Here is a 22,699-nt window from a genome sequence, read left to right on the forward strand (position 1 = left end):
TCATGATGCGGTCGAAGATTGATCCTATGCCGGCTGGACATCGGCTTGCCTTGCCGTTGTCGCATCACTATGCCAAGAGATCGCCCGTGAACGAACGCCGCATTCATCAGCTCTTCGAAATCAGCGTCCTCTTGAAGGGCGCGCATGCATTGATCGAATGCATCGGCGGCATTGTGCTTGCGCTTGTCAGTACCGAGTCCATCCTTCGCCTGGCAAACAGGATCACGCAGCCCGAACTGCTCAACGACCCCCATGATTTCATCGCGACGCATCTGCTGACCTGGGCGCAGGATTTCTCCGTCGGCACCAAGAACTTCTATGCCTATTATCTGCTGAGCCACGGGTTGGTGAAGGTGCTGCTTGTCATCGGCCTGCTCAGGGGCAAGATGTGGGCCTACCCGGCTTCGCTGGTCGCCCTTGGGCTTTTCATCGTCTACCAGCTTTATCGCTTCACAGACACGCACGGCATCGGGCTCATCATCCTCACCGTATTCGACCTGGTGGTGATGATCCTGATCTGGAAGGAATATAGGATCGTCCGACAGCATGTGCCGGCCCGGCAGACGATCGGCTGAACCGGAGCGCGGAGACTAGGCAGTTAATGTAGCTGCCGGCATGATATCGCCGACATGGATGCCGTTCCAGTTCCTGAAAGACCTGTCGGCCATCGCCATGAGGCCGGCATGAATGGCGCTGTCCTTCACGAAGAAACGGGCCAGCACTGCCGCTACCATGACCTCCGCCGCGCGAGTGGTGCCATCGTCGCATTTGAGCGCGATGGCAATGCCCTGTTCGGGGATCGCGGCGCAAAACACGCCTTCGGCGCCGGTCTTGGCGAAGATACGACCGGGGGCGATCTGCATGAGTTTGGTGCAGGCGCGATCGGTGCCCGCAACGTAAAACGGTTCGGCCATGCAGGCCTCGAACAGCCGGCGCGACGCCTTGGCACGCAGCGGCTCCAGGCCGGCGCCCGTCGCCATCCTGGCAAAGCCATGCGCCAGTCCCTTGAGCGGAACCGCATAGGTCGGGATCGAGCAGCCGTCCGTGCCGCAATTGTCATGGGCAAGAACGGTGCCGGTCAGGCTCTGCATCGTGTCGCGGATCTGCTGCTGCAGCGGGTGATCATAGCCGACATAGCCTTTGGGATCGATGTCCTGATGGCAGCAAGCGCAGACGAAGCCGGCGTGCTTGCCGGAGCAATTGTTATGCAATGCCGTCGGCTTGTCGATGGTACGCGCCTGATGGATGAGGGTCTTCTGGTCGAAGGACCAATGCGCGCCGCATTCGAGCGTGCCGACATCGCGGCCGGCGCGCTCCAGCATCGAGGCGGCGATCGCCACATGCTCCTCTTCACCATTGTGGGAGGAACAGGCGAGCGCCAGTTCCTTGTTGCCAAAGCCATACGCGTCGGCGGCACCGCTTTCGAGCAGCGGCAGCGCCTGCATCGCCTTGCAGGCCGAGCGCGGGAAAACGCCGCTTTCGATATCGCCGACCGAGAAGACCAGCTTCCCATCGCCATCGACGACAGCGACGGAGCCACGATGATAGCTTTCCACCTGATTGCCACGGGTGACTTCGACGCAGACGGGATTGGACATGATGGAAGCTGCCTTTGATTTGCTGGATGTCAGTGATAGCCGCTGCACCATGGATTGCCAATCGCCGATGCCGCCGATCGATCCGAAAAGACCATAGTCAAACGTCGGCGCGAATCCTGTATGCGCAACGTCTGGCGCCGAGGAGGATATGCTCTTCACGCTCCACCACCGCGCCGAGAACGATGCGGAAAGTCTCCAGCTCCGATCGGCAGAAGCCGGCGCAGGCACAAGCAGCAGCGCAGATGGGGCAATGATTTTCCACCAGCACGAGCGAGCCGTCATCGTCCTGCCAGTGATCGGCCATGTAGCCCTCCTGCGTGCGGATGGCAGCGAGGCTCGCGACGCGTGACGGCAGATCGGCCGCGAGGTCGATTTCGCTGCGATAGCGTCGAAGCGTCTCCGTTTCACGGGCGGAGATGACGGTGTCGACGGCGCCCTGCCCCAACTGGCTGACCATGGTCGCAAGCAAGGTGGCGGTCAGATCCGCATGGCCATCGGGAAATTGCTTGTTGCCGGCGGCCGTCAGGTGCCAGAGCTGCCGCGGCCTGCCCCTGCCGGCTGCCGCCTCTGCCACCGGCTCGACCAGTCCCTCCTCCGCCATCTTCGTCAGTTGCTGACGCGCCGCCTCCGACGATATGCCGAGCGCGGCGCCGACCGCCGTTGCCAGTTGCGGCCCCTCGGTTTTCAACAGGATCAGGATTCGATTGACGGGCGATTGACGCATTTTTCCAAGTTTTCTCTTGTTTTAATCCGACGGCCATGTAATTTTCCAAACTATAACTTGGAAAATAATCAACCGCTAGGGAAAATACCGAGGATCACCCGATGTCCAGCATCGAAAACACCGCTTCCGTCCCGTCCTCCTCCATCTTCGCCTTGTTCTCGCCAAAGCTTCTGCCCGCAACGCTGATGCTCGGCGGCGGCGTGACCCTCTACGCCGTCGAGTCCTATATTACCGCCACCATCGCGCCCTCGATCGTCCGGGATATCGGCGGCCTCGAACTATTCTCATGGATGACGACGCTCTTCGTCGCCGCGGGCGTACTCGGCTCGATCACGGTTGCAACCCGGCCGAAGGGAATGGGCCTGCGCGCCGTCTATATTTCAGCGGCGATCACATTCGGCGTCGGAAGCCTGGTCTGCGCCATCGCGCCGGCGATGCCCGTATTGCTCATCGGCCGCGCCGTTCAGGGTTATGGCGCGGGCATGCTGTCCGGCCTTGCCTATGCCTTCATTCGTTTCGTCTATCCGGAGACGCTCTGGCGCAGGGCGTCCACGCTTTATGCGGCCATATGGGGCGTGGCGACGGTGCTCGGCCCAACGCTCGGCGGCCTCTTCGCCGGCGGAGGCGCCTGGCGCGAGGCCTTCATCATCCTCGTGCCACTGACCGTGATCATGGCGCTTTCCGCACGCTGGCTGCTGCCTGACGTTGCGGATGACCGGGCTGACACGAGGACGCCGCTGATCCAGATTGCGCTGCTGCTGACGGCCGTCCTGTTCGTCAACATCGCCAGCACGATCGAGCATGGATCGTACAAGGTCGTGCTGATCGCAGCTTCGATCGCGCTCGTCGCGATGATGGTGGCAATCGAAAGAAAGAGCGATACCCGCCTGTTTCCCTATGGCGCCGCGATGCTCACCAATCCCATCTCGGGGCTCTATCTCACGATATTCACGCTCATGATGGTGCTGACGAGCGATATCTACATCCCCTATTTCCTGCAGACCCTGCATGGCGTCACACCTCTGGTCTCAGGCTATCTTGTCGCGCTGGTCGCGCTCGGCTGGACCATCGCAGCCTTCTTCAGCGCCTCGCTTTCGGGCAGGCAGGCCGCCATCGCCATCATTGCCGGCTGTATCCTGGAAACTGCCGCGACCGCATCGCTCATTCCCGTCCTGGCAACGACCACGCCTTTCGACGACGTCGCCAGGTTTGCGCCCGCCGTCATCACCATGTTCCTGATGGGGTTCGGCGTCGGGCTGGGCTGGGCGCATCTGGTGACCAGGGTCATCAGCATCGCCAGCAGAACCGACCAGGACAAGGCCTCCGCTGCGATCTCGATGACGCAATCGCTGGGCGGCGCATTCGGCGCAGCCCTTGCCGGCGTCATCGTCAACAGCGCGGGCCTGACCCATCCGGGCGGCATTGCCGGCAGCCTTTCCGCGGCGACCTGGCTTTATGCCCTGATGGCGATACCCGGCCTGATCGCCATCGCGCTGTCCTTCACGATCAAGCCAGCTTCAGCATGATCTTGCCGATGTGGTCACTGGACTCCATCAGCCGATGCGCCTCGACCACATCGTCAAAGGAGAAGGTCCTGTAAATGACGGGGGCAACCGTGCCTTCGTCCAGCAACGGCCAAACCTGGGAGAAGAGGTCATCGCGAATGGCGCGCTTCTCTTCGGCGGTGCGCGGGCGCATGGTCGAACCTGTCACGGTCAGTCGCTTCACCATTACCGGCGCCAGATTGACCTTGTCGGCAACTGCACCGCCGAGGAAGGCGATGATCGAGAGGCAGCCGTCGCGGGCGAGAGACGCGAGATTCTTTTCCAAATAGGCCGCGCCGATCATGTCGAGGATGACATCGACGCCATGATTCGTCTCCGCGGCGATGACCTCGGCAAAATCCTCCTGCCTGTAGTTGATCGCACGCTTTGCACCGAGCTTCTCGCACGCCTCGCACTTTTCCTTCGAACCGGCAGTGGTGTAGACCGTCGCGCCGAAGGCGCGGGCGAGCTGGATTGCCGTCGTGCCGATGCCGCTGGAACCGCCATGGATCAGCACGCTTTCCCCTTCCGTCAGGCCGGCCATCTGGAAGAGATTGGCCCAGACCGTGAAGAACGTCTCGGGCAAGGCCGCCGCGCGCACCGCGTCATAGCCATTCGGGAAGCGAAGGGCCTGACCGGCGGGCAGGACGCAATATTCGGCATAGGCACCGCCATTGGCGAGACCGCAAACCTTATTGCCGATGGCAAACTCCGTCACGCCGGGCGCGACGTCAACGACTTCGCCTGATATTTCGAGACCCAGGATGGGGCTTGCATCCTTCGGCGGCGGATAGGTGCCCTGGCGTTGCGCCACATCCGGGCGGTTGACACCGGCAGCCTCGACACGGACGAGGATCTCGCCCGGTTTCAGGACCGGCAAGGGCCGGCGGGCGATGGCCATGACCTCCGGCCCGCCAAAGGATGGCAAATCCACGAAACGCATTTCAGATGGCAAGGGCATGGCGCTATCTCCTCTCCCAGCAAAGTAGTGGAGATAGTTTAGAGCAGAGCGCTTGAAAAGGAGCTGTTATGGGAGGGCGTCAATTCGTCTCGGCCAGGCCGAGAAATGCGATGCCGATATCGCTTTCCTTTGCCTTTGTCTTGATGCCGGCAATGGAGGTGCTGACGCGGTTGATATTGTCGATCACCAGTCCCTCAGGCAATTGCAGGATACCGATGGAGCAACGCATCAGCGGGAACTCCGCCTCGGAACCGCTGCGGTCATGCCCGCGAATGCGGCCGGCCGCTCGATCCTCTGCCGAGTAAAGATCGAGGACGTCGGCATGAAAATCGGCAAGAAGCCGGTCCAGGACCTCGCGCAGCTCCTGCATGCTCCAGCCGGTCACGCCGATGAAGAAATCGTCGCCGCCGACATGGCCGAGGAAATGGCGCTCGGCAAAGAAATAGCGGCGCATCAGTGCCGCGAACGAGGAAATGGCGTGGTCGCCGAGATGGAAGCCATAGGCATCGTTGAACGGCTTGAAATTGTCGAAGTCGCAATAGCAGAAATGCCTGATCTCATCGCCGTCGCGGCCGGCATGCTGCATGAAATCGTGGATCGCCCTGTTGCCCGGCAAGCCGGTCAGCGGGTTCTGATCCTGAGCGATCTTCAGCTGCTTCTCGTTGATGACCTTGATGAGCGAGGCGGCCGAAACGATGCCGGCATAATGCGTGCCCTCGGTGACGATCAGGCAATCGCTGCTTTCCATGTTGGCGAAGATCGCCATCAGCGTATCGGCATCGGAATCGAGGCCGACGATCGGCGCCATTTCGACGAAATGCGAGATCGAACGCTCATAGACCTTGTTCTTCAAGAGATCGCGGCCGAAGGGCTGATAGATATATTCCTTCAGCTGGTATTCGTGGATGATGCCGCGTGGCTCGTCATTGGCGTTGACGACGGGAAAATAAGCCCGGCGCGGATTGCGGCGAAAGAGCTCGAAGACGCTGTCGATACTGTCGCTTTCGCGGATGGTCGGCAACACTTCGATCTGCTTGCGGATGAGAATTTCATCCAGTGACTGGCTGTTGCGCGTGGTCTTGCCCAGATGCCGGAGATGCGGAAAGCTTGGCTTGAGCTCGTTGACGAGCACTGTCGGGCGGGCAATGAACCAGCCCTGGACGAGATCGACGCCGAATTCGCGGCAAGTCAGGAACTCCGCCTCGGTCTCAATACCCTCCGCAACGACGCGCGTGCCCAGGACATGGGCGATATTGACGAGATTCCTGAGGATGTGGCGCTTGCGGGCACTGCGGTCGATGTCGACGATGAAGTGGCGGTCGATCTTCAGATAATCGACCGGGTAATCGGAGAGAAGCTTCATTTCTCCGTGACCGATGCCGAAATCGTCGATCGCCAGTTTGAAGCCGGCGTTTCGCATCCTGGCGACCAGATCGCGAAATTCGGGCACGATGGTATTGTCGAAGCGCTCGGAGAATTCGAAGCAGACGGAAGAAGGCGCGATCCCGGCCTTTCTCATGTGCTGCAGCAGGCCATCCACCAATGTTGCACCTTGCGGGATCAACCGGACATCCAAATTGAGGAAAAGGGTAGCGGCAGCGATATTGGGCAAGGTAGCGAATTTCGCCAGCGCCCGGCTGGTCACCATCTGCTCCAAACCGAGAAGCTGGCCGGTGCGCTCGGCCTCGTCGAGGATATCGACCGGGCTCTCGAAACCGATGCGTTCCTGCCCGCGCATGAGGGATTCGTAGCCGAAGACCGCGCCTGTGCCGGCCTCGACGATCGGCTGAAATGCATTCTCGATGACGAGCTTGGCGAGGGTGACAATCTGGTCGCTGGCATATCGGCGCAATACGCCCGGCTCGACCGCGGCAGTCAGTGACATGCCCATCTCCACTTTGCAGATTCTGTTCTAATTTATTTAAGTAAAACTTTGGATTTACCGCGTTTTCGCCCCAAGATGCGCCATAGGCGTCAACGAAACCTTTCCCGTATGTGAAAGTTTCATGAATGGTAAAGCAATGTTAACCATTCATCAGGACGGGAGGCAGCCGCGCCGGCATGCGCCGCTGCTGTCGCCGGCAGCTTGTGAGTTAGTTATGCGTGTGTCGTTCCGCGTCGTAATCGGCAAACATGTCGGCGACGCAACGGCTGCCTTTTGCCGTGTCTCCGCCATCGTTGGCCGCATGCGGCACGTCGCAAATGTCGTCGCGTTTGCGAGCCGCATCCCACATGCGCAGGGCTTCCCGCACGACTTCACTGCTTGAGGCATAGGTGCCGGTATCGACCGCTGCACGGATGCCGGCAGCCTGAAGCGGGGAGATGGAAACCGTTACCATCGGCATGATATTCCTCCCTTGACGTTGTTAGGCGAAAACTTGGCTCGGAGCATGTTCCGCGGCCTCGACCAGTGCCTTCAGGGCATGTCTCAGACATGCGTGCTTCCAAATGAAGGTACCGTCGTCACAATAACTCAACGCCGCTCCGCCCTATTCGGCAGAGAGATGAAGAGTAGCGCCGCTCACGCTCCTTGTCAAAAAGTAGCAGTTCGTTACCCCTTTTTGGGAGATCGCCTACCGCCTGAGCACAAGACCGAAGGCCACCAGCGTCCAGCCCTGGAAGATCAGGTCGAGGGCCAGAAAAAGGCCGAGGATCCAGAGGCTGTTGACTGGCCAGCCGACCGCGATGGCGATGCCGGCGGCGGCGGTTGCAAGGCCGCTGATGACGATCCAGACCCAGCCGCGCTCCGGCTTCAGCTTGCGCCCGACCCAGACACGAAACGTGCCGGCAATGAGCAGCGCGATGGCGAGGAACAGGGTCAAGGCCTCCGAGGCCAATAGCGGATTGGCGAAGGCAAGCACGCCGGCAATCGTATAGAGCAGGCCGCTGAGCACCCAGAACAGAATGTGCTCCCAGCCCCGTACCTGAAAGGCATGGGCCAGATGCACGATGCCGCCGATCAGCATCAGCATGCCGACATAATAGACCGAGGCGACGGTGGCGATGAACAGATTGCCAAGGGCGATGCCGCCGCAGATCAGCAGCAATATGCCGAGCCCGACAAACCAGCCCCATTTGTTACGCATTGCGGATGGCGGGACTTCATCAAGAATATCGACCATGACTGCACCTCCTCCTCTGACGAAGTATGGCACAGAAACGCGCCTCGGAAAGAGGTTGCGGATTTTTTGGCATGGATCGGCCGCTGCGTGATTTTTTTATTGATTGATCAGTCAATCAAAAATACAGTTTGATTTCAGGCTTGGAGTTTGAACATGCCGAAAGTCGGAATGGAACCTGTGCGCCGCAAAGCGTTGGTGGATGCCGCGATGCGCGTGATCGGCGATCACGGCTCGCTGACCGTCACCATGTCCGAAATCGCCAAGCAGGCAGGCGTTTCCCCTGCTCTTGCGCATCACTATTTCGGCAGCAAGGAACAGTTGCTGATCGAGACCGTCCGTGTGCATCTACAGCGGCTTCGCGACAGTGTCGTGACGGCGCTTCGAACTGCGAAGACACCCCGCGAAAAGCTTTCCGCTATCATCCGCGTCTGCTTCCAGGCCGATCAGTTCGCGCCGGAAACGATCGCCGCCTGGCTCGCCTTCTATGCCGAGGCGCAGCGCTCGGAGGAGACGCGGCGCTTTCTCGTCATCTATGCACGCCGGCTGCATTCGAACCTCGTTGCCAATCTCAAGGCCTTATGCCCGGCCGGCGACGCCGGGCGCATCGCCGAGGGCGCGGCCGCGATGATCGACGGGCTCTACATCCGCCAGGGCCTCGGATCCGCGCCGATCAGCACCGAGGCCTCGATCGCGCTGACCGAAGACTATCTGACAATCCACCTCAACTCCTTGAAAGGCTGAAGCGATGCTGACCGTCTGGGGCCGCAAATCATCATCCAATGTGCAGGCGCTGATGTGGTGCATCGGCGAACTCGGCCTTGCCTATCAGCGCATCGATGCGGGCTTCACATACGGCGTCAACGACACCCCCGAATTCCTGGCGATGAACCCGAACGGCACAGTTCCGGTGCTGCGGGATGGCGATGGCGAGCCGCTATGGGAAACGGGCGCTATCCTGCGCTACCTCGCCGCACAATATGGCGACGATGCCTTCTGGCCGAAGGATGCGCGGCATCGCGCCCAGATCGACAAATGGGCCGAATGGGCCAAGATCAATATTGCCCAGGGTTTCACCGGCCCGGTGTTTTGGCGCGTGGTGCGCACGGCCCCTGCTCTCAAGGACGAGAAGGCGATCGTTGCGGCTGTCACAGCACTCGGTGCGAAGCTTGACATGGCCGAGTCGCAGTTCGGACGGCATCGCTTCCTTGCGGGCGATAATCTGACGCTGGCCGACATACAGTTCGGCCATGTGCTCTATCGCTATTTCGACATCGATATCCAGCGCCCTGCCCATCCGCGGCTGCTGCGCTACTACGAAAACCTGACCGAACGACCTGCTTTTCAAGAGCATGTCATGGTGTCCTATGAAGAACTGAGGGTTCTATGATGCGCGCACAACCGAAAGCCTCGCATTTCATCGACGGGGAATATGTCGAGGACACCGACGGCACTCTTATCGAAAGCATCTATCCGGCGACCGGCGAGGTGATCGCCCGCCTGCACGCGGCAACGCCTGCCATCGTCGAAAAGGCGATCGCGGCCGCAAAGCGTGCCCAGCCCGAATGGGCCGCCATGAGCCCGACGGCGCGCGGCCGCATCCTGAAGCGAGCGGCCGAGATCATGCGCGAACGCAATCGCGAGCTTTCCGAACTGGAGACGCTGGATACGGGCAAGCCGATCCAGGAAACCATTGTCGCCGACCCGACTTCGGGTGCCGACAGCTTCGAATTCTTCGGTGGCATCGCGGCGGCTGGCCTCAACGGCTCCTACATCCCGCTCGGCGGCGACTTCGCCTATACCAAGCGCGTGCCGCTCGGCGTCTGCGTCGGCATCGGCGCATGGAACTACCCGCAGCAAATCGCCTGCTGGAAGGGCGCCCCTGCTCTCGTCGCCGGCAACGCCATGGTGTTCAAGCCCTCGGAAAATACGCCGCTCGGTGCGCTGAAGATCGCCGAAATCCTCATCGAGGCCGGTCTGCCGAAAGGTCTCTACAATGTCATCCAGGGCGACCGCGAAACCGGGCCGCTGCTGATCAACCATCCGGATGTTGCAAAGGTATCGCTCACCGGCTCCGTGCCGACGGGCCGCAAGGTGGCGGCGTCGGCCGCCGGCAATCTCAAGCATGTCACCATGGAGCTCGGCGGCAAGTCGCCGCTGATCGTTTTCGAGGATGCCGATATCGACAGCGCCATCGGCGGCGCGATGCTCGGCAACTTCTATTCGACCGGCCAGGTCTGCTCGAACGGCACGCGTGTGTTCGTCAATAGCAAGATCAAGTCCGAATTCCTGAAGCGCCTGAAGGCCCGCACAGACGCCATGCTGATCGGCGATCCGATGGACGAGGCAACACAGATCGGCCCGATGGTCTCTTGGGCACAGCGCGAAAAAGTGCTCGCCTATATCGAAAAGGGCAAGGCCGAGGGCGCGACGCTGCTGACCGGCGGCGGCATCCCGAACAATGTCTCCGGCGAAGGCTATTACATCCAGCCGACCGTCTTCGCCGATGTCACCGACGACATGACGATCGCCCGCGAGGAGATTTTCGGACCGGTCATGTGCGTTCTCGATTTCGATGACGAAGCCGAGGTGATCGCCCGCGCCAATGCCACCGAATTCGGCCTCTCCGGCGGCGTCTTCACGGCTGATATCACCCGCGCCCACCGCGTCGTCGACCAGCTGGAGGCGGGTACGCTTTGGATCAACACCTACAATCTCTGCCCGGTCGAAATCCCCTTCGGCGGTTCCAAGCAATCCGGCTTCGGCCGCGAGAATTCGCTGGCGGCGCTGGAGCACTATTCGGAACTGAAGACTGTCTATGTCGGCATGGGGCCGGTACAGGCACCTTATTGATGCAACCTCCCCCTTGAGGGGGGAGGTCGCCGCTTAGCGGCGGGTGGGGGTGACCAGCCGCAGCGCGTGTAGCAGCAATCACCCACCCCGGCCTGCGGCCGACCCTCTCCCTCAAGGGGAGGGTGTAGACCCTTCGATTACGCCTGTTGCCACCTGGAGCACATCGTCATGCAAGCAGATTTCGTCATCGTTGGCTCTGGTTCGGCCGGCTCCGCCATGGCTTACCGCCTGTCGGAAGATGGCAAGCATTCCGTTATCGTTCTGGAGTTCGGCGGCAGCGACTTCGGGCCCTTCATCCAGATGCCAGCTGCCCTTGCCTGGCCGATGAGCATGGATCGCTACAATTGGGGTTATCTCTCCGAGCCCGAACCGCAGCTCAACAACCGCCGCATCACCGCACCGCGCGGCAAGGTGATCGGCGGCTCCTCCTCGATCAACGGCATGGTCTATGTGCGCGGCCATGCGGAGGATTTCAATCGCTGGGAAGAGCTCGGTGCCCGAGGCTGGGCTTATGCCGACGTGCTGCCTTACTTCAAGCGGATGGAGCATGCGCACGGCGGCGAAGAGGGATGGCGCGGCACGGACGGCCCGCTGCATGTACGCCGGGGCGACGCCCGCAATCCGCTCTTCCACGCCTTCATCGAAGCAGGCAAGCAGGCGGGCTTCGAGGCGACCGAGGATTATAACGGCGGCAAGCAGGAAGGCTTCGGCCTGATGGAGCAGACGACCTGGATGGGTCGGCGCTGGTCCGCGGCGACAGCCTATCTCAAGCCTGCGCTGAAGCGGCCGAACGTAAAGCTGATCCGCTGCTTCGCCCGCAAGGTCATCATTGAAAACGGCCGCGCTACCGGCGTCGAGGTGGAGCGCGGCGGCAGGATCGAGATCATCAAGGCGAACCGCGAGGTCATCATCTCCGCCTCCTCGTTCAACTCGCCGAAGCTGCTTATGCTCTCGGGCATCGGGCCGGGGCAGCATCTGCGTGATATGGGCGTCGAGGTGAAAGTAGACCGGCTGGGCGTCGGCGCGAACCTGCAGGACCATATGGAATTCTATTTCCAGCAGACGAGCCTGAAGCCGGTGTCGCTCTATTCCTGGCTGCCCTGGTACATGCAGGGAATCGTCGGAGCGCAATGGATGTTCTTCAAATCGGGTCTCGGCACGTCGAACCAGTTCGAAGCCTGCGCTTTCCTGCGCTCCGCACCCGGCGTCAAGCAGCCCGATATCCAGTATCACTTCCTGCCCGTCGCCATCAGCTATGACGGCAAGGCAGCGGCCAAGAGCCACGGCTTCCAGGCGCATGTCGGCTACAACCTCTCGAAGTCACGCGGCAACGTGACGCTGCGCTCTTCCGATCCGAAGGCCGATCCGGTGATCCGCTTCAACTATATGAGCCATCCGGAGGACTGGGAGAAATTCCGCCACTGCGTACGCCTCACCCGCGAAATCTTCGGACAGAAGGCCTTCGACGACTATCGCGGGCCGGAGATCCAGCCAGGGCCGAACGTCCAGACGGACGACCAGATCGACGCGTTCCTGCGTGAGCATCTGGAAAGCGCCTATCACCCCTGCGGCACCTGCCGGATGGGTTCGAAAGACGATCCTATGGCGGTGGTCGATCCCGATACCCGCGTCATCGGCGTCGAGGGCCTGCGCGTCGCCGACAGTTCGATCTTCCCGCATGTCACCTACGGCAACCTGAACGGTCCCTCGATCATGACGGGCGAAAAGGCAGCCGATCATATCCTCGGCAAGCCGAGATTGGCGCGCTCGAACCAGGAGCCGTGGATCAATCCGCGGTGGGAGACGAGCGATCGGTAAGATTGGCGGGCATCAGTGATAATCTTCTTCGCGCTGATGCCTGAGCGCCAATATCGTTACCGTTTCGCTGTCTTCGATCTCGAATAACGCCACATAGCCCGAAGATCCGAACGGAATGACGAGTTCACGAAGAAATGCGTTATCCGCCAATATCTTGCGGCAACTGAACGGAAAACTCTCCAAAAATTCCGTCGCCTTGGCGATTGCCTGATAGGCCCTTTCCGCAAGCTCGATATCTCTCTCAAGCAGGTAATCATAGAGCCGCTCGAGATCTTCGAGCGCACCTTGAGAATAGCGGGCGGCAAATGTCATTTTTGCTTAGAAGTTTTGGCGGCTTCAAGCTTACCCTTCAGCCTGCCGAGCACACTGTCCGCGCTATGATATATACCGGTTCTGCGTGCCTCCTCACGTGCGGCAAGGCCGCGAGCGATGAATTCGGCCGTTGTCCGCCGATATTCGATTTGAGCACGCAGCGAATTTTCCACAAATGCGGACAGGGTCTCGCCCTCCTGCAGCACGCTTTCGGCTGCGGCGCGCAAGACGGGATCAACCCGCAAGGAGGGAATGGAGGCGGATTTCATGTATCGGCTCCTTTGCATTGCAATTGCGATGCATTTTATTCGATTACCGGAGCCCGTCAACGCGCGTATTAAGCCTTGGCCGCAAAGGGAAATTCTGTAAGAAAGATCGATATCCCAATCCGCCCTTGTGGTGAGCCGCCCGAGAAAATGTCTCCAAGAGGCATGCGGGTCATACCTATCGGTCAGACATCATATGCCCCCTATCTACCGCAAGTCCAAGCTGCTCCGCCGTTCCCGCGTTTTCTGGGGATCTTTCAATCTCTGGCGGCCGCGCCTGGTGTTCTGGACGGGAGCTTTGGCGATTGGCGTGATCAGCGTCGGCTTTGCCAAGCTGGCGGATCTGGCGCAGCGAGCTTTTACCGGCATGACCCACTCAGGCGAGTGGATGTGGTTGCTGCCGCTGCTACTGACGCCGCTCGGCTTCGTGTTGTCGGCCTATCTCGCCACGACACTCTTTCCCAATTCGCAAGGAAGCGGCATTCCGCAGGCGATTGCTGCCCGGCATCTGCATCATGACGAGGATCGTACGAAACTGCTCTCGCTCAGGCTCGCCTTCGGCAAGATCGTGCTGACAATTCTGGGGCTGCTTAGCGGCGCCTCGATCGGCCGCGAGGGGCCAACGGTGCAAGTCGGCGCCTCCTTCATGCTGGCGGTTGCCCGGTTCGGCGGCATGGCGCAGGCGAAGGGGCTGATCCTCGCCGGTTCCGCCGCCGGCATCGCCGCCGCCTTCAACACGCCGCTTGCCGGCATCGTCTTTGCCATCGAGGAGATGAGTCGCACCTATGAATCCCGCGCCAATGGCCTCGTGCTGACCGCCGTCATTCTTTCCGGCCTTGCGGCACTCGGTCTTTCCGGCAGCTACAACTACTTCGGCACGGCCGATGTCGCCCCGACGATGCTACGGGATTGGATCGTCATGCTGATCTGCGGCGTTGGCGGCGGCGCGCTTGGCGCCACCTTCAGCGGACTGGCGCTCTATGCCGGCATCCGCATCCGTCGCTGGGCGCAGCCGCAGCCGCTCGGGCGCATGCTGCTCCTTGCCGGCCTCTGCGGCCTCATCGTTGCCGCTGTCGGCGTTCTCTCCGGTGGCCAGACTTTCGGCACCGGTTACGAGCAGGCTCGCGGCGCGGTGGAGGGGCATGCCCTGCCGCTGCTCTTCTTTCTCGAAAAACTGCTTGCGAGCTTCCTGTCGATGATCTCGGGCATTCCAGGCGGCATCTTTGCGCCATCGCTTGCCGTCGGCGCCGGTTTCGGCAGTACGGTCGGCACGCTGGTCGGCGGCAGCATCGCGCTCGCCGCGATCCTCGGAATGGCCGGCTATTTCGCCGGTGTCGTCCAGGCACCGATGACCGCCTTCGTCATCATCCTGGAAATGACGGGCGACCATCAGGCCGTCATTCCGATCATGGCGGTATCGATGATCGGCTATGTGACGTCGCGGCTGCTCGCGCGCGAGCCGCTCTATCACGGCCTGTCGCGTGTCTTCATCGCAGCGGCCATCCGCGCCCGGCGCGCCATGGAGAAGGAAGCCGGCGAAGAACACGTCGCCGGTTGAGGCCTAACGCCTGCCATTCCGAATCTTGATCAGGCCATCAGCCTGGTGACTTCAGCGCCATCGGGCTGAGCAATGGCGTCGGCTATGGTCGTCGAGAACAGCACCTTGCGGGTCGCATCCGCTACCCGGGCAAAGACATGCCGGATCTCGCAGGTCTGCTCACCGTCGCAATCGTCGCAACGGCGATAGGCTGTCAGTGACAGGCAGGGCAGCGGCGCCAAAGGACCATCGATGACCCGCAGGATTTCTCCGAAGGTGATCTCGTCTGCCGGCTTGCGCAGGAGATAACCGCCTTGCTTGCCACGACGGCTGATGACGATGCCCTGATGTTTCAGGTCGAGAAGGATCTGTTCCAGAAATTTCTTCGGGATCTTCTGCTGGGCCGCGATGTCGGAAATCATCATCGGCTCGCCGGCCTCGGATTGCGCCAAAGCCGAAAGCGCGCGTAGCGCATATTTTGCTTTCTGAGTAATCATTTCGAACCGCTTCACACACACATGCGATACGTTCGGCCGATCGATTCAGCCGGTCCGCTCTAGAACTCCTCAGCCCTCGTCCCCCGGGCAATTTCGAAGTACTCACACCCATGGCGCAATGCCAGGAGACCTTAGCAACCCAGACTTGTTGTCATTCTTTGTCGCTATGCTCATAGTTTAGCGCAAAATCCACCGCAGCGCATCATTTTGGGCATCACTTCCGATTTCCGTTTGACAATCTATGTGTAACTCTACTATTTCTATAGACATTAAAGCAAGCACTTAAACATGGTGAGCCATATCAAGTGCTTCCAATAGAGCCGCTGCTGGCGGCAAATCGCCTTGGTTAACAGCCGAGGCGGTCGCTTTTCCTTACTCGGTGCTGCTTCATGGAGATATTTACTCTCCAGCCGCTCCCTTTCGAAATCTATTTTTCTGTCCGCTTTCCTGACTAGCTGCGATACTCCAAGCAACATCAGGACAGGATTCCCCATGACTGCCGTTACATCCATTGAAGAAGCCGCGACGCTCAACAGCCAGCTCGCATCGCTCGATCTTGCTGGCCGTCTGTCCCTCGTTGCGGGCCTCGGTGGCCGCGCCGTGTTCACGACGTCGCTCGGGATAGAAGATCAGGTGATCACGGCGGAGATCGGCAATCACCGCCTGCCGATCGAGGTGGCGACCCTGCAAACAGGCCGTCTCTTTCCGGAAACGCTCGCCCTGATCGACGAGACGGAAAGCCAATACGATATCCGCATTATCCGCTACGAGCCGGAACAGGCCGATATCGATGCCTATGCCGAAAAATACGGTCTGAACGGTTTCTACGAGAGCGTCGAAGCCAGGCATGCCTGTTGCGGCGTGCGCAAGCTGAAGCCGCTTGCACGTGCGCTCTCGGGCGCCACGATCTGGATCACCGGCCTGCGCCGCGGCCAGTCCGCCAACCGTGCCGATACGCCCTTTGCGGAATTCGACCCCGAGCGCAACCTGATCAAGATCAACCCGCTCGCCGACTGGGACATCGATGTTATCCGCGCCTATGTCGCCGACAACAGCGTTCCGGTTAACCCGTTGCATGCCCGCGGCTATCCCTCGATCGGCTGTGAGCCCTGCACGCGAGCGATCAAGCCGGGCGAGCCCGAGCGGGCCGGCCGCTGGTGGTGGGAAAACGACGAAAAGCGCGAATGCGGTCTGCACGTTCATGAAGAGGCCGCAGTCACTGCCCAGTAAAATACCCGCCGGCTCTCGACTTTCGATCCAAGGCGCGTTTCCCACGCCGCCGGTCCACCGGGAGCCAAAGCATCCATCCTTTCCGGCCCATATTCTGGCCGGCACATTTGAAAGTTCTGGAGTCATCATGCCCGATAGCCGTCCGGATACGGAAATTTCCAATCCGCAAAGCATCAAGCCGCCGCTCGATCCGCATCTGAAGGCGCTGGAGAACGAGGCGATCCATATCTTCCGCGAGGTTGCGGCCGAATTCGAACGCCCGGTCATGCTCTATTCGATCGGCAAGGATTCGTCGGTGCTGCTGCATCTGGCCCGCAAGGCCTTTTATCCCGGCCGCGTCCCCTTCCCGCTCTTGCATGTGAACACCGGCTGGAAATTCGCCGAGATGATCGCCTTCCGCGACGAGATCGTGAAGAAGTACGATCTCGATCTGATCGAGCACATCAATCCGCGCGGTAAGGCGGAGAATGTTACGCCCTTCACCCATGGCTCGGCTCGCTATACCGATATCATGAAGACGGAAGCGCTGCGCCAGGCGCTCGATGCCGGCCAGTATGACGCCGCTTTCGGCGGCGCGCGCCGCGACGAGGAAGCCTCGCGTGCCAAGGAGCGTATCTATTCATTCCGCACGCCGGACCACCGCTGGGATCCGCGCAACCAGCGCCCGGAACTCTGGAACATCTATAACGGCCAGATCCGCAAGGGCGAAAGCGTTCGCGTTTTCCCGCTCTCCAACTGGACCGAAGTCGATATCTGGCGCTACATCCAGGCCGAGGATATTCCGATCGTGCCGCTCTATTTCGCCGCGAAGCGCCCGATCGTCGAGCGCGATGGCATGATGATCATGGCGGACGATCCGCGGCTGGAACTGCTGCCGGGCGAGGCCAAGCGCGAGGAGCTCATCCGCTTCCGCACGCTCGGCTGCTTCCCGCTGACGGGGGCCATCCGCTCCACTGCCGTCACACTTGAAGAGATTATTGCAGAGCTGGAAATCGCCACGGTTTCCGAACGACAGGGCCGCGCCATCGACCGCGACCAGTCCGGCTCCATGGAAAAGAAGAAGCGCGAAGGATATTTCTGAGATGACCGTAAACGCCAACGTCGTCACTATGCCCGCCGTTGGGCCTGCCGCAGAACCGGTCAAGGCCCTTCGCGACTCGCGCCCCCTTCGCCTGATCACCTGCGGCAGCGTCGATGACGGCAAGTCGACGCTGATCGGCCGTCTTCTCTGGGATACCAAGGCGGTCAAGGAAGACCAGGCCGCCACGCTGCAGCGCGATTCCACCGGCAAGCAGAACGATCTCGGCCTGCCCGACTTCGCACTTCTGCTCGACGGTCTTCAGGCCGAGCGCGAACAGGGCATCACCATCGATGTCGCCTATCGCTATTTCTCGACAGACAAGCGCTCTTTCATCGTCGCCGACACGCCCGGCCACGAGCAATATACCCGCAACATGGCAACCGGCGCTTCGACCGCCGATCTCGCCGTACTTTTGGTCGATGCGCGCATGGGCATCCTCGAACAGACCCGCCGGCATGCGACGATCGCCTCGCTGCTCGGCATCAAGCAGTTCGTGCTCGCCATCAACAAGATCGACCTGACGAATTACGATCGCGCCGGCTTCGAAAAGATTTCGAACGAATTCCGCGAATTCGCCCTTTCGCTCGGCGTCAAGCAGATCACCGCCATTCCGATGTCGGCCCTGAAGGGCGAAAACGTCGTCTATTCCGGCCAGGCGGCCATGCCGTGGTACACTGGCCCGACGCTGGTCGAAACGCTGGAACTGGCGACCGTTCGCTCGGCCCAGACGGTGGGCTTCCGCCTTTCGGTGCAGCGTGTCTCCCGCCCCGGCGAAAGCTTCCGCGGCTATCAGGGCACGGTTGCCGGCGGCTCGGTGAAGCCGGGCGACAGCGTCATGATCCTGCCGTCGGGAATGGTTGCCAATGTCTCGAAGATCGTCACCTTCGATCTTGTGCGCAACGCGGCGGTTGCCGGCGATGCCATCACCCTCGTTCTCGATCGCCAGGTGGACGTATCGCGCGGTGACATGATCGTCGCCATCGACAGCCAGCCGCAGACAGGCCTCTCCTTCGACGCCCAGATCGTCGCGCTGCAGCCTGAGGGCATCGAGCCTGGCAAGCGTTACTGGCTGAAGAGCGGCAGCCGCCGCCAGCGTGTACAGGTTCAGCCGATCGCCCAGCTCGAACTCAAAACGGGCGCATGGGCGCCGGCGCAGGCGCTTTGGATGAACGCGATCGGCAAGGTTCGCCTGACCTTCGACGAGAGCGCCATCTTCGACCCCTATGAGCAGAACCGCTCGACCGGCTCCTTCATCCTGGTCGATCCCGAAAGCAACAACACGGTTGCGGGCGGCATGATCACCGGCAGACGTTCCGACGTTGGCGGCATTCACAAGGAAGGCCAGCGCGTTCTCCTGTCTCTGCCGGCCGATCTCGCCGAGCAGATCATGGCAAGCGAACTCTTCGCAAGCCGTCGCGATGAAACGGATGTACGCCGCGTGACTGCAGCGCAGGCCGCGGAAATCTGGACGAATGCCGCAAGCGACATCTGATCGCTATTGCATCTAAAGAATAGAAGGCGGCGGGCTCGGCTCCGCCGCCTCTTTCATTTGGAGACGTCTATCAGAGCGGCGGCGTGGTGATACGGTTAGAGGCTCGCGACAACGGCTGCCAGCGTTGCCATGCGAGCCTCGTCGCGTTTGTAGAAGATCCATTGCTTGATGCGCCTCGGCCGCACCAGTCCGGCTTGCACCAGAATGCGCATGTGCTCACTCAACGTCGCCTGTGAAATTTCCAGTTTCTCGGCAATGAGGAGCGCGCAGACGCCATCCTCCACCAGATCGCCATCGATCTGCGGCGCGAAATGGGCACGGGGATCCTTCAGCCATCGAAGGATGCTAATACGGCGTTCGTTCGCCAAAGCCTTGATGAGATCGACCTCTTGCATTTCGTCAGTTTGCTAAGTAACAAAGTGATTGTCAACTTCTGTCCGCGAGATGCTCATGCTTCCCGACACAACGATCACACCCGAGCGCATTGCAGAAACCGAAAAACGGATCCGACCACATATCCGGCGCACGCCCGTTCTGCGTACGGACCTGGCGGATTTCGGCCTTGCCCCGGGACCGCTGGATTTCAAGCTCGAATATCTGCAGCATTCCGGCTCGTTCAAGGCGCGCGGCGCCTTTTCCAGCCTGCTCGGCAGAGAGGTGCCGGCAGCAGGTGTCGTTGCGGCATCTGGCGGCAATCATGGCGCAGCGGTCGCCTATGCCGCAATGCGGCTCGGCATTCCCGCGACGATCTTCGTGCCGAGCGTGACCTCGCCGGCCAAGGCAGAGCGCATCCGTGGCTACGGTGCCGATCTCGTCATCGGCGGAGAGCGTTATGCCGATGCGCTTGCTGCCAGCCAGCAATGGGTCGAGGAACGCGGCGCCATGGCCATTCACGCCTACGATCAGCCCGAAACCTTGCTGGGGCAAGGAACGATCGGGCTCGAGATCGAGGCGGATATTCCTGATATCGATACGCTGCTGGTCGCGGTCGGTGGCGGCGGACTGATTGGTGGGATCGCTGCCTGGTTTCAGGGCCGCGTCCGGGTCGTTGCCGTCGAGCCGGAAGGCGCGCCGACACTCTGGCAAGCCTTCGAGGCAGGGCACCCGGTCGATGCTCCCGCAGGCAGCATCGCCGCCGATTCGCTGGCGCCGAAACGCGTCGGCGAATTGATGTTCCCGCTCGCCCGGGCCTATGCGCAGCGCTCGGTACTGGTATCCGACGACGAGATCCGCCAGGCACTGCAGGCTTTATGGAACAGGCTCCGGATCGTCGCCGAACCTGGCGGCGCGACGGCTTTTGCCGCGCTGCTTGCCGGCAAATATGTTCCGGCTCCGGACGAGCGTGTGGCCGTGCTGCTTTGCGGTGCCAACACGACCGCGGTTCGATTTGATTGAAGCAGTTTCGAGCCGTTGGCGGCCGGCCTCGGAGCTTCGGGGCCGGGCTTCAGATCACTGCAATATTTCGCCGAGCGCCGACAGAAGGCGATCGCACTCGCCATCGGTGCCGATGCTGATGCGCAGGAAGTCGGTGATGCGTTCCGCGGAAAAGCGCCTTATCAAAATGCCCCTGCTCCGCAGTTCCGCCGCCAGATCGGCACCCGGACGGCTCGGATGCCGCGCGAACAGGAAATTGGTGGATGACGGAAGGACGTGGAAGCCGAGTTCCTTGAGCCCGACGGCCAAGCGCTCGCGGCTGGCAATGATCATAACACGATGGCGTTCGAACCAGTCCCGATCTTTCCAGGCGGCCACGGCGCCCGCCAAGGCGAGCCGGTCGAGTGGATAGGAATTGAAGCTGTCCTTCACCCTTTCCAAAGCCTCGATCAGCGGTCTCTGCCCGACAGCGAAGCCGACGCGCAAGCCGGCGAGCCCTCGGGACTTCGACAATGTCTGGATGACAAGCAGGTTCGGATAGGTCCCGACAAGCGGAACGGCGCTCTCGCCACCAAAGTCGACATAGGCTTCATCGATGACGACAACCTGGTCGGGATGCTCCCGGAGAAGCGCTTCGATACCAGACAAAGGCAGGCCGGTTCCTGTTGGAGCATTCGGATTGGGCAGGATGATCGCGCCGCAGGGCTGGCGATAATCGTCAAGGCGTATCCGCATCTCGTCGTCAACCGGAACCTGCCGGAACGTAATTCCATAGAGGCGGCAATAAGTTGGATAGAAGCTGTAGCTGATGTCGGGGAAAAGCAGAGGCTCTTCATGGTTGAGGAGCGCCTGGAACGTATGAGCCAGAACCTCGTCCGATCCGTTGCCGACGAAGACCTCATCCTTGTCGATCCCGAAGCTCTCGGCGATCACGGTGCGTAACTCCCGCGCCGTTGGATCGGGATAGAGCCGAAGCGTGTCGGACGCCGCCTTCGAAATTGCTTCCAGCGCGAGCGGCGAAGGTCCGTAAGGGCTTTCATTGGTGTTCAGCTTGATCATGCCGCCTGTCGTCGGCTGCTCGCCGGCGACGTAGGGGGTCAAGGAATGAACAACGGGACTCCAGAAACGGCTCATCGTGGTTTCCAACTTTGGTTGCCACCGATTCCGGATCGGCACGGCAAATTAGAATGTAAGATCTCTACCGTCGCAAAATCGAATTCCGCCGACAACCGTTTCGAAGGCAATTCGGAAAAATATACTGCCTGGCCGGCATGCAGGTTTCAAACCGGCTGCCGGGCCTCTTTTTCAAACAGCAGCCGTCGCCGGCAAAACATCGCAGCTCTTTGCGAACAGCCGCTCGCTCAGGAAATCGACGAGGACGCGGACCTTGGGCGACATGTGGCGATTGGACGGCCAGAGCAGATGGAAATGGCCGGGCTCATCGATGAAATCATCGAGAACGGTTCTGAGCTTTCCTTCTGCGAGCGTGCTGCGCACCAGGAAATCGGGCATGCAGCCGATACCGAGGCCGGCAACCGTCGCGCCGCGCACCGCCTCCATATTATTGCAGGCAAAAGCTGTTCGCATGCGCAGTTCCGGCTCGCCTTCCGGCATGGTCAGCGGCCAATCCTGCAGTTTGCCGCTGTTGGGAAAGCGAAACCTGACGGCCAAATGCTCATTGAGCGTGCGCGGGCAATCGGGAATGCCGAAGCGTTCGAGATAGGCGGGCGCGGCGCAGAGCAGCATCTGAAACGGCCGCAAGGTGCGCGATATCAGCCGCGAATCGGGCAGGTCGCCGCTACGGATCGCGACATCCACCCCTTCCTCGATCATGTCGACGATGCGGTCGTTGAAATCGATGTCGAGTTCGACTTCGGGGTAACGGGAGACGAATTCCGGCACGACGGGCAGCAGGAAATGATAGCTGACGATCGGCACGCTAACGCGCAGCCGACCGCGCGGCACGGCCACCGCTTGAGCAAGCGAAGCCTGCGCATCGTCGAGATCGTCAAGGACGCGCCGGCAGCGTTCATGGAAGAGACGTCCCTCCTCGGTCAGCCGGATGCTGCGCGTGGAGCGCTGCAGCAGCCGAACGCCGAGCTGGCGTTCCAGATTGCTGACCGCCTTGCCGACGGCTGACGCAGAAAGGCCGAGGACCCGCCCGGCTGCCGCGAAACTGCCGAGATCCGCCGTGCGAACGAAGGCCGTCAACCCGCTCAAGCGATCCATAGGCACATCCCATTCGAGAGGTTTATTCCGGTATATATGGAGCCATAGCGCTATTATCATCCAA

At 60.9% G+C, this 22,699-nt stretch carries 23 protein-coding genes; 11 read left to right on the forward strand and 12 right to left on the reverse strand.

Annotated elements, in window-relative coordinates:
- Window positions 1-86: 86 nt before the first annotated feature.
- Entirely contained in the window at window positions 87-575 is a 489-nt protein-coding gene (locus FP026_RS23130) for a DUF2127 domain-containing protein (protein ID WP_149636923.1), read from the forward strand.
- 15 nt (window positions 576-590) lie between these two features.
- On the opposite strand, the gene FP026_RS23135 is transcribed toward FP026_RS23130, so the two are convergent.
- A complete protein-coding gene (locus FP026_RS23135) occupies window positions 591-1,598 on the reverse strand; it encodes an asparaginase (RefSeq protein ID WP_149636924.1) in 1,008 nt (335 codons plus the stop codon).
- 97 nt (window positions 1,599-1,695) lie between these two features.
- Window positions 1,696-2,322 carry a helix-turn-helix transcriptional regulator gene (locus tag FP026_RS23140; RefSeq protein ID WP_149636925.1) on the reverse strand — a complete coding sequence of 209 codons (627 nt, stop codon included), beginning with the start codon at window positions 2,320-2,322 and terminating at the stop codon, window positions 1,696-1,698.
- Between the two features lie 101 nt (window positions 2,323-2,423).
- On the opposite strand from FP026_RS23140, the gene FP026_RS23145 reads away from it, so the two are divergent.
- Complete coding sequence (locus tag FP026_RS23145) at window positions 2,424-3,848, forward strand: MFS transporter (protein ID WP_149636926.1); 1,425 nt, start codon at window positions 2,424-2,426, stop codon at window positions 3,846-3,848.
- Here the strand turns inward: FP026_RS23145 and FP026_RS23150 are convergent.
- The 4 genes from FP026_RS23150 to FP026_RS23165 form a co-directional block, all read right to left on the reverse strand.
- Window positions 3,829-4,827 (reverse strand): NAD(P)H-quinone oxidoreductase, encoded by a 999-nt coding sequence (locus FP026_RS23150; protein ID WP_149636927.1) that lies wholly within the window; start codon window positions 4,825-4,827, stop codon window positions 3,829-3,831. The two genes, FP026_RS23145 and FP026_RS23150, sit on opposite strands and share 20 nt — an antisense overlap.
- A 79-nt stretch (window positions 4,828-4,906) precedes the next feature.
- Window positions 4,907-6,712: a GGDEF domain-containing protein gene (locus FP026_RS23155; RefSeq protein WP_149636928.1), complete on the reverse strand. Its 1,806-nt coding sequence runs from the start codon at window positions 6,710-6,712 to the stop codon at window positions 4,907-4,909.
- A gap of 208 nt (window positions 6,713-6,920) precedes the next feature.
- Window positions 6,921-7,172, reverse strand: a complete 252-nt coding sequence (locus FP026_RS23160; protein ID WP_112340273.1) for a ribbon-helix-helix domain-containing protein — start codon at window positions 7,170-7,172, stop codon at window positions 6,921-6,923.
- Between the two features lie 228 nt (window positions 7,173-7,400).
- On the reverse strand, window positions 7,401-7,949 hold the full coding sequence (locus FP026_RS23165) for an HdeD family acid-resistance protein (protein WP_149636929.1): 549 nt from the start codon (window positions 7,947-7,949) through the stop codon (window positions 7,401-7,403).
- 153 nt (window positions 7,950-8,102) lie between these two features.
- On the opposite strand from FP026_RS23165, the gene betI reads away from it, so the two are divergent.
- The 4 genes from betI (at window position 8,103) to betA (ending at window position 12,617) form a co-directional block, all read left to right on the forward strand.
- Window positions 8,103-8,690, forward strand: coding sequence for a transcriptional regulator BetI (gene betI, locus FP026_RS23170; protein ID WP_149636930.1), 588 nt, complete (start codon window positions 8,103-8,105; stop codon window positions 8,688-8,690).
- 4 nt (window positions 8,691-8,694) lie between these two features.
- Entirely contained in the window at window positions 8,695-9,336 is a 642-nt protein-coding gene (locus FP026_RS23175) for a glutathione S-transferase family protein (protein ID WP_149636931.1), read from the forward strand.
- The gene (gene betB / locus FP026_RS23180) at window positions 9,336-10,799 is read left to right on the forward strand and encodes a betaine-aldehyde dehydrogenase (protein WP_149637182.1); all 1,464 of its coding nucleotides are present in this window, start codon (window positions 9,336-9,338) and stop codon (window positions 10,797-10,799) included. The genes FP026_RS23175 and betB overlap by 1 nt, the downstream gene beginning before the upstream one ends.
- A gap of 168 nt (window positions 10,800-10,967) precedes the next feature.
- On the forward strand, window positions 10,968-12,617 hold the full coding sequence (betA, locus tag FP026_RS23185; RefSeq protein WP_149636932.1) for a choline dehydrogenase: 1,650 nt from the start codon (window positions 10,968-10,970) through the stop codon (window positions 12,615-12,617).
- 12 nt (window positions 12,618-12,629) lie between these two features.
- On the opposite strand, the gene FP026_RS23190 is transcribed toward betA, so the two are convergent.
- Entirely contained in the window at window positions 12,630-12,929 is a 300-nt protein-coding gene (locus tag FP026_RS23190) for a type II toxin-antitoxin system RelE/ParE family toxin (RefSeq protein ID WP_149636933.1), read from the reverse strand.
- On the reverse strand, window positions 12,926-13,198 hold the full coding sequence (locus tag FP026_RS23195) for a YlcI/YnfO family protein (protein ID WP_149636934.1): 273 nt from the start codon (window positions 13,196-13,198) through the stop codon (window positions 12,926-12,928). Before FP026_RS23195 ends, FP026_RS23190 begins: the two co-directional genes overlap by 4 nt.
- Before the next feature lie 193 nt (window positions 13,199-13,391).
- Here FP026_RS23195 and FP026_RS23200 point away from each other — a divergent pair, with 193 nt between their 5' ends.
- Window positions 13,392-14,753: a chloride channel protein gene (locus FP026_RS23200; RefSeq protein ID WP_149636935.1), complete on the forward strand. Its 1,362-nt coding sequence runs from the start codon at window positions 13,392-13,394 to the stop codon at window positions 14,751-14,753.
- 29 nt (window positions 14,754-14,782) lie between these two features.
- On the opposite strand, the gene FP026_RS23205 is transcribed toward FP026_RS23200, so the two are convergent.
- Window positions 14,783-15,229, reverse strand: a complete 447-nt coding sequence (locus tag FP026_RS23205) for an RrF2 family transcriptional regulator (protein WP_149636936.1) — start codon at window positions 15,227-15,229, stop codon at window positions 14,783-14,785.
- Between the two features lie 492 nt (window positions 15,230-15,721).
- Here FP026_RS23205 and FP026_RS23210 point away from each other — a divergent pair, with 492 nt between their 5' ends.
- The 3 genes from FP026_RS23210 (at window position 15,722) to cysN (ending at window position 19,032) form a co-directional block, all read left to right on the forward strand.
- On the forward strand, window positions 15,722-16,459 hold the full coding sequence (locus FP026_RS23210; protein ID WP_149636937.1) for a phosphoadenylyl-sulfate reductase: 738 nt from the start codon (window positions 15,722-15,724) through the stop codon (window positions 16,457-16,459).
- A 127-nt stretch (window positions 16,460-16,586) separates the two neighbouring features.
- Complete coding sequence (cysD, locus tag FP026_RS23215; protein WP_149636938.1) at window positions 16,587-17,540, forward strand: sulfate adenylyltransferase subunit CysD; 954 nt, start codon at window positions 16,587-16,589, stop codon at window positions 17,538-17,540.
- Between the two features lies 1 nt (window position 17,541).
- Complete coding sequence (cysN, locus tag FP026_RS23220; RefSeq protein WP_149636939.1) at window positions 17,542-19,032, forward strand: sulfate adenylyltransferase subunit CysN; 1,491 nt, start codon at window positions 17,542-17,544, stop codon at window positions 19,030-19,032.
- Window positions 19,033-19,127: 95 nt separating this feature from the next.
- Here the strand turns inward: cysN and FP026_RS23225 are convergent, their stop codons facing one another.
- Window positions 19,128-19,427 carry an ArsR/SmtB family transcription factor gene (locus FP026_RS23225; RefSeq protein WP_149636940.1) on the reverse strand — a complete coding sequence of 100 codons (300 nt, stop codon included), beginning with the start codon at window positions 19,425-19,427 and terminating at the stop codon, window positions 19,128-19,130.
- Between the two features lie 55 nt (window positions 19,428-19,482).
- On the opposite strand from FP026_RS23225, the gene FP026_RS23230 reads away from it, so the two are divergent.
- The gene (locus FP026_RS23230) at window positions 19,483-20,427 is read left to right on the forward strand and encodes a threonine/serine dehydratase (RefSeq protein WP_149636941.1); all 945 of its coding nucleotides are present in this window, start codon (window positions 19,483-19,485) and stop codon (window positions 20,425-20,427) included.
- Between the two features lie 54 nt (window positions 20,428-20,481).
- Here FP026_RS23230 and hisC read toward each other — a convergent pair whose 3' ends face one another.
- Together hisC and FP026_RS23240 are read right to left on the reverse strand one after the other, a co-directional pair.
- The gene (gene hisC / locus FP026_RS23235; RefSeq protein ID WP_149636942.1) at window positions 20,482-21,540 is read right to left on the reverse strand and encodes a histidinol-phosphate transaminase; all 1,059 of its coding nucleotides are present in this window, start codon (window positions 21,538-21,540) and stop codon (window positions 20,482-20,484) included.
- Window positions 21,541-21,711: 171 nt separating this feature from the next.
- Entirely contained in the window at window positions 21,712-22,635 is a 924-nt protein-coding gene (locus FP026_RS23240) for a LysR family transcriptional regulator (protein ID WP_149636943.1), read from the reverse strand.
- Window positions 22,636-22,699: the final 64 nt, after the last annotated feature.

This window comes from Martinezella tropici (assembly GCF_008370325.1).
Taxonomy (GTDB): domain Bacteria; phylum Pseudomonadota; class Alphaproteobacteria; order Rhizobiales; family Rhizobiaceae; genus Rhizobium; species Rhizobium tropici_B.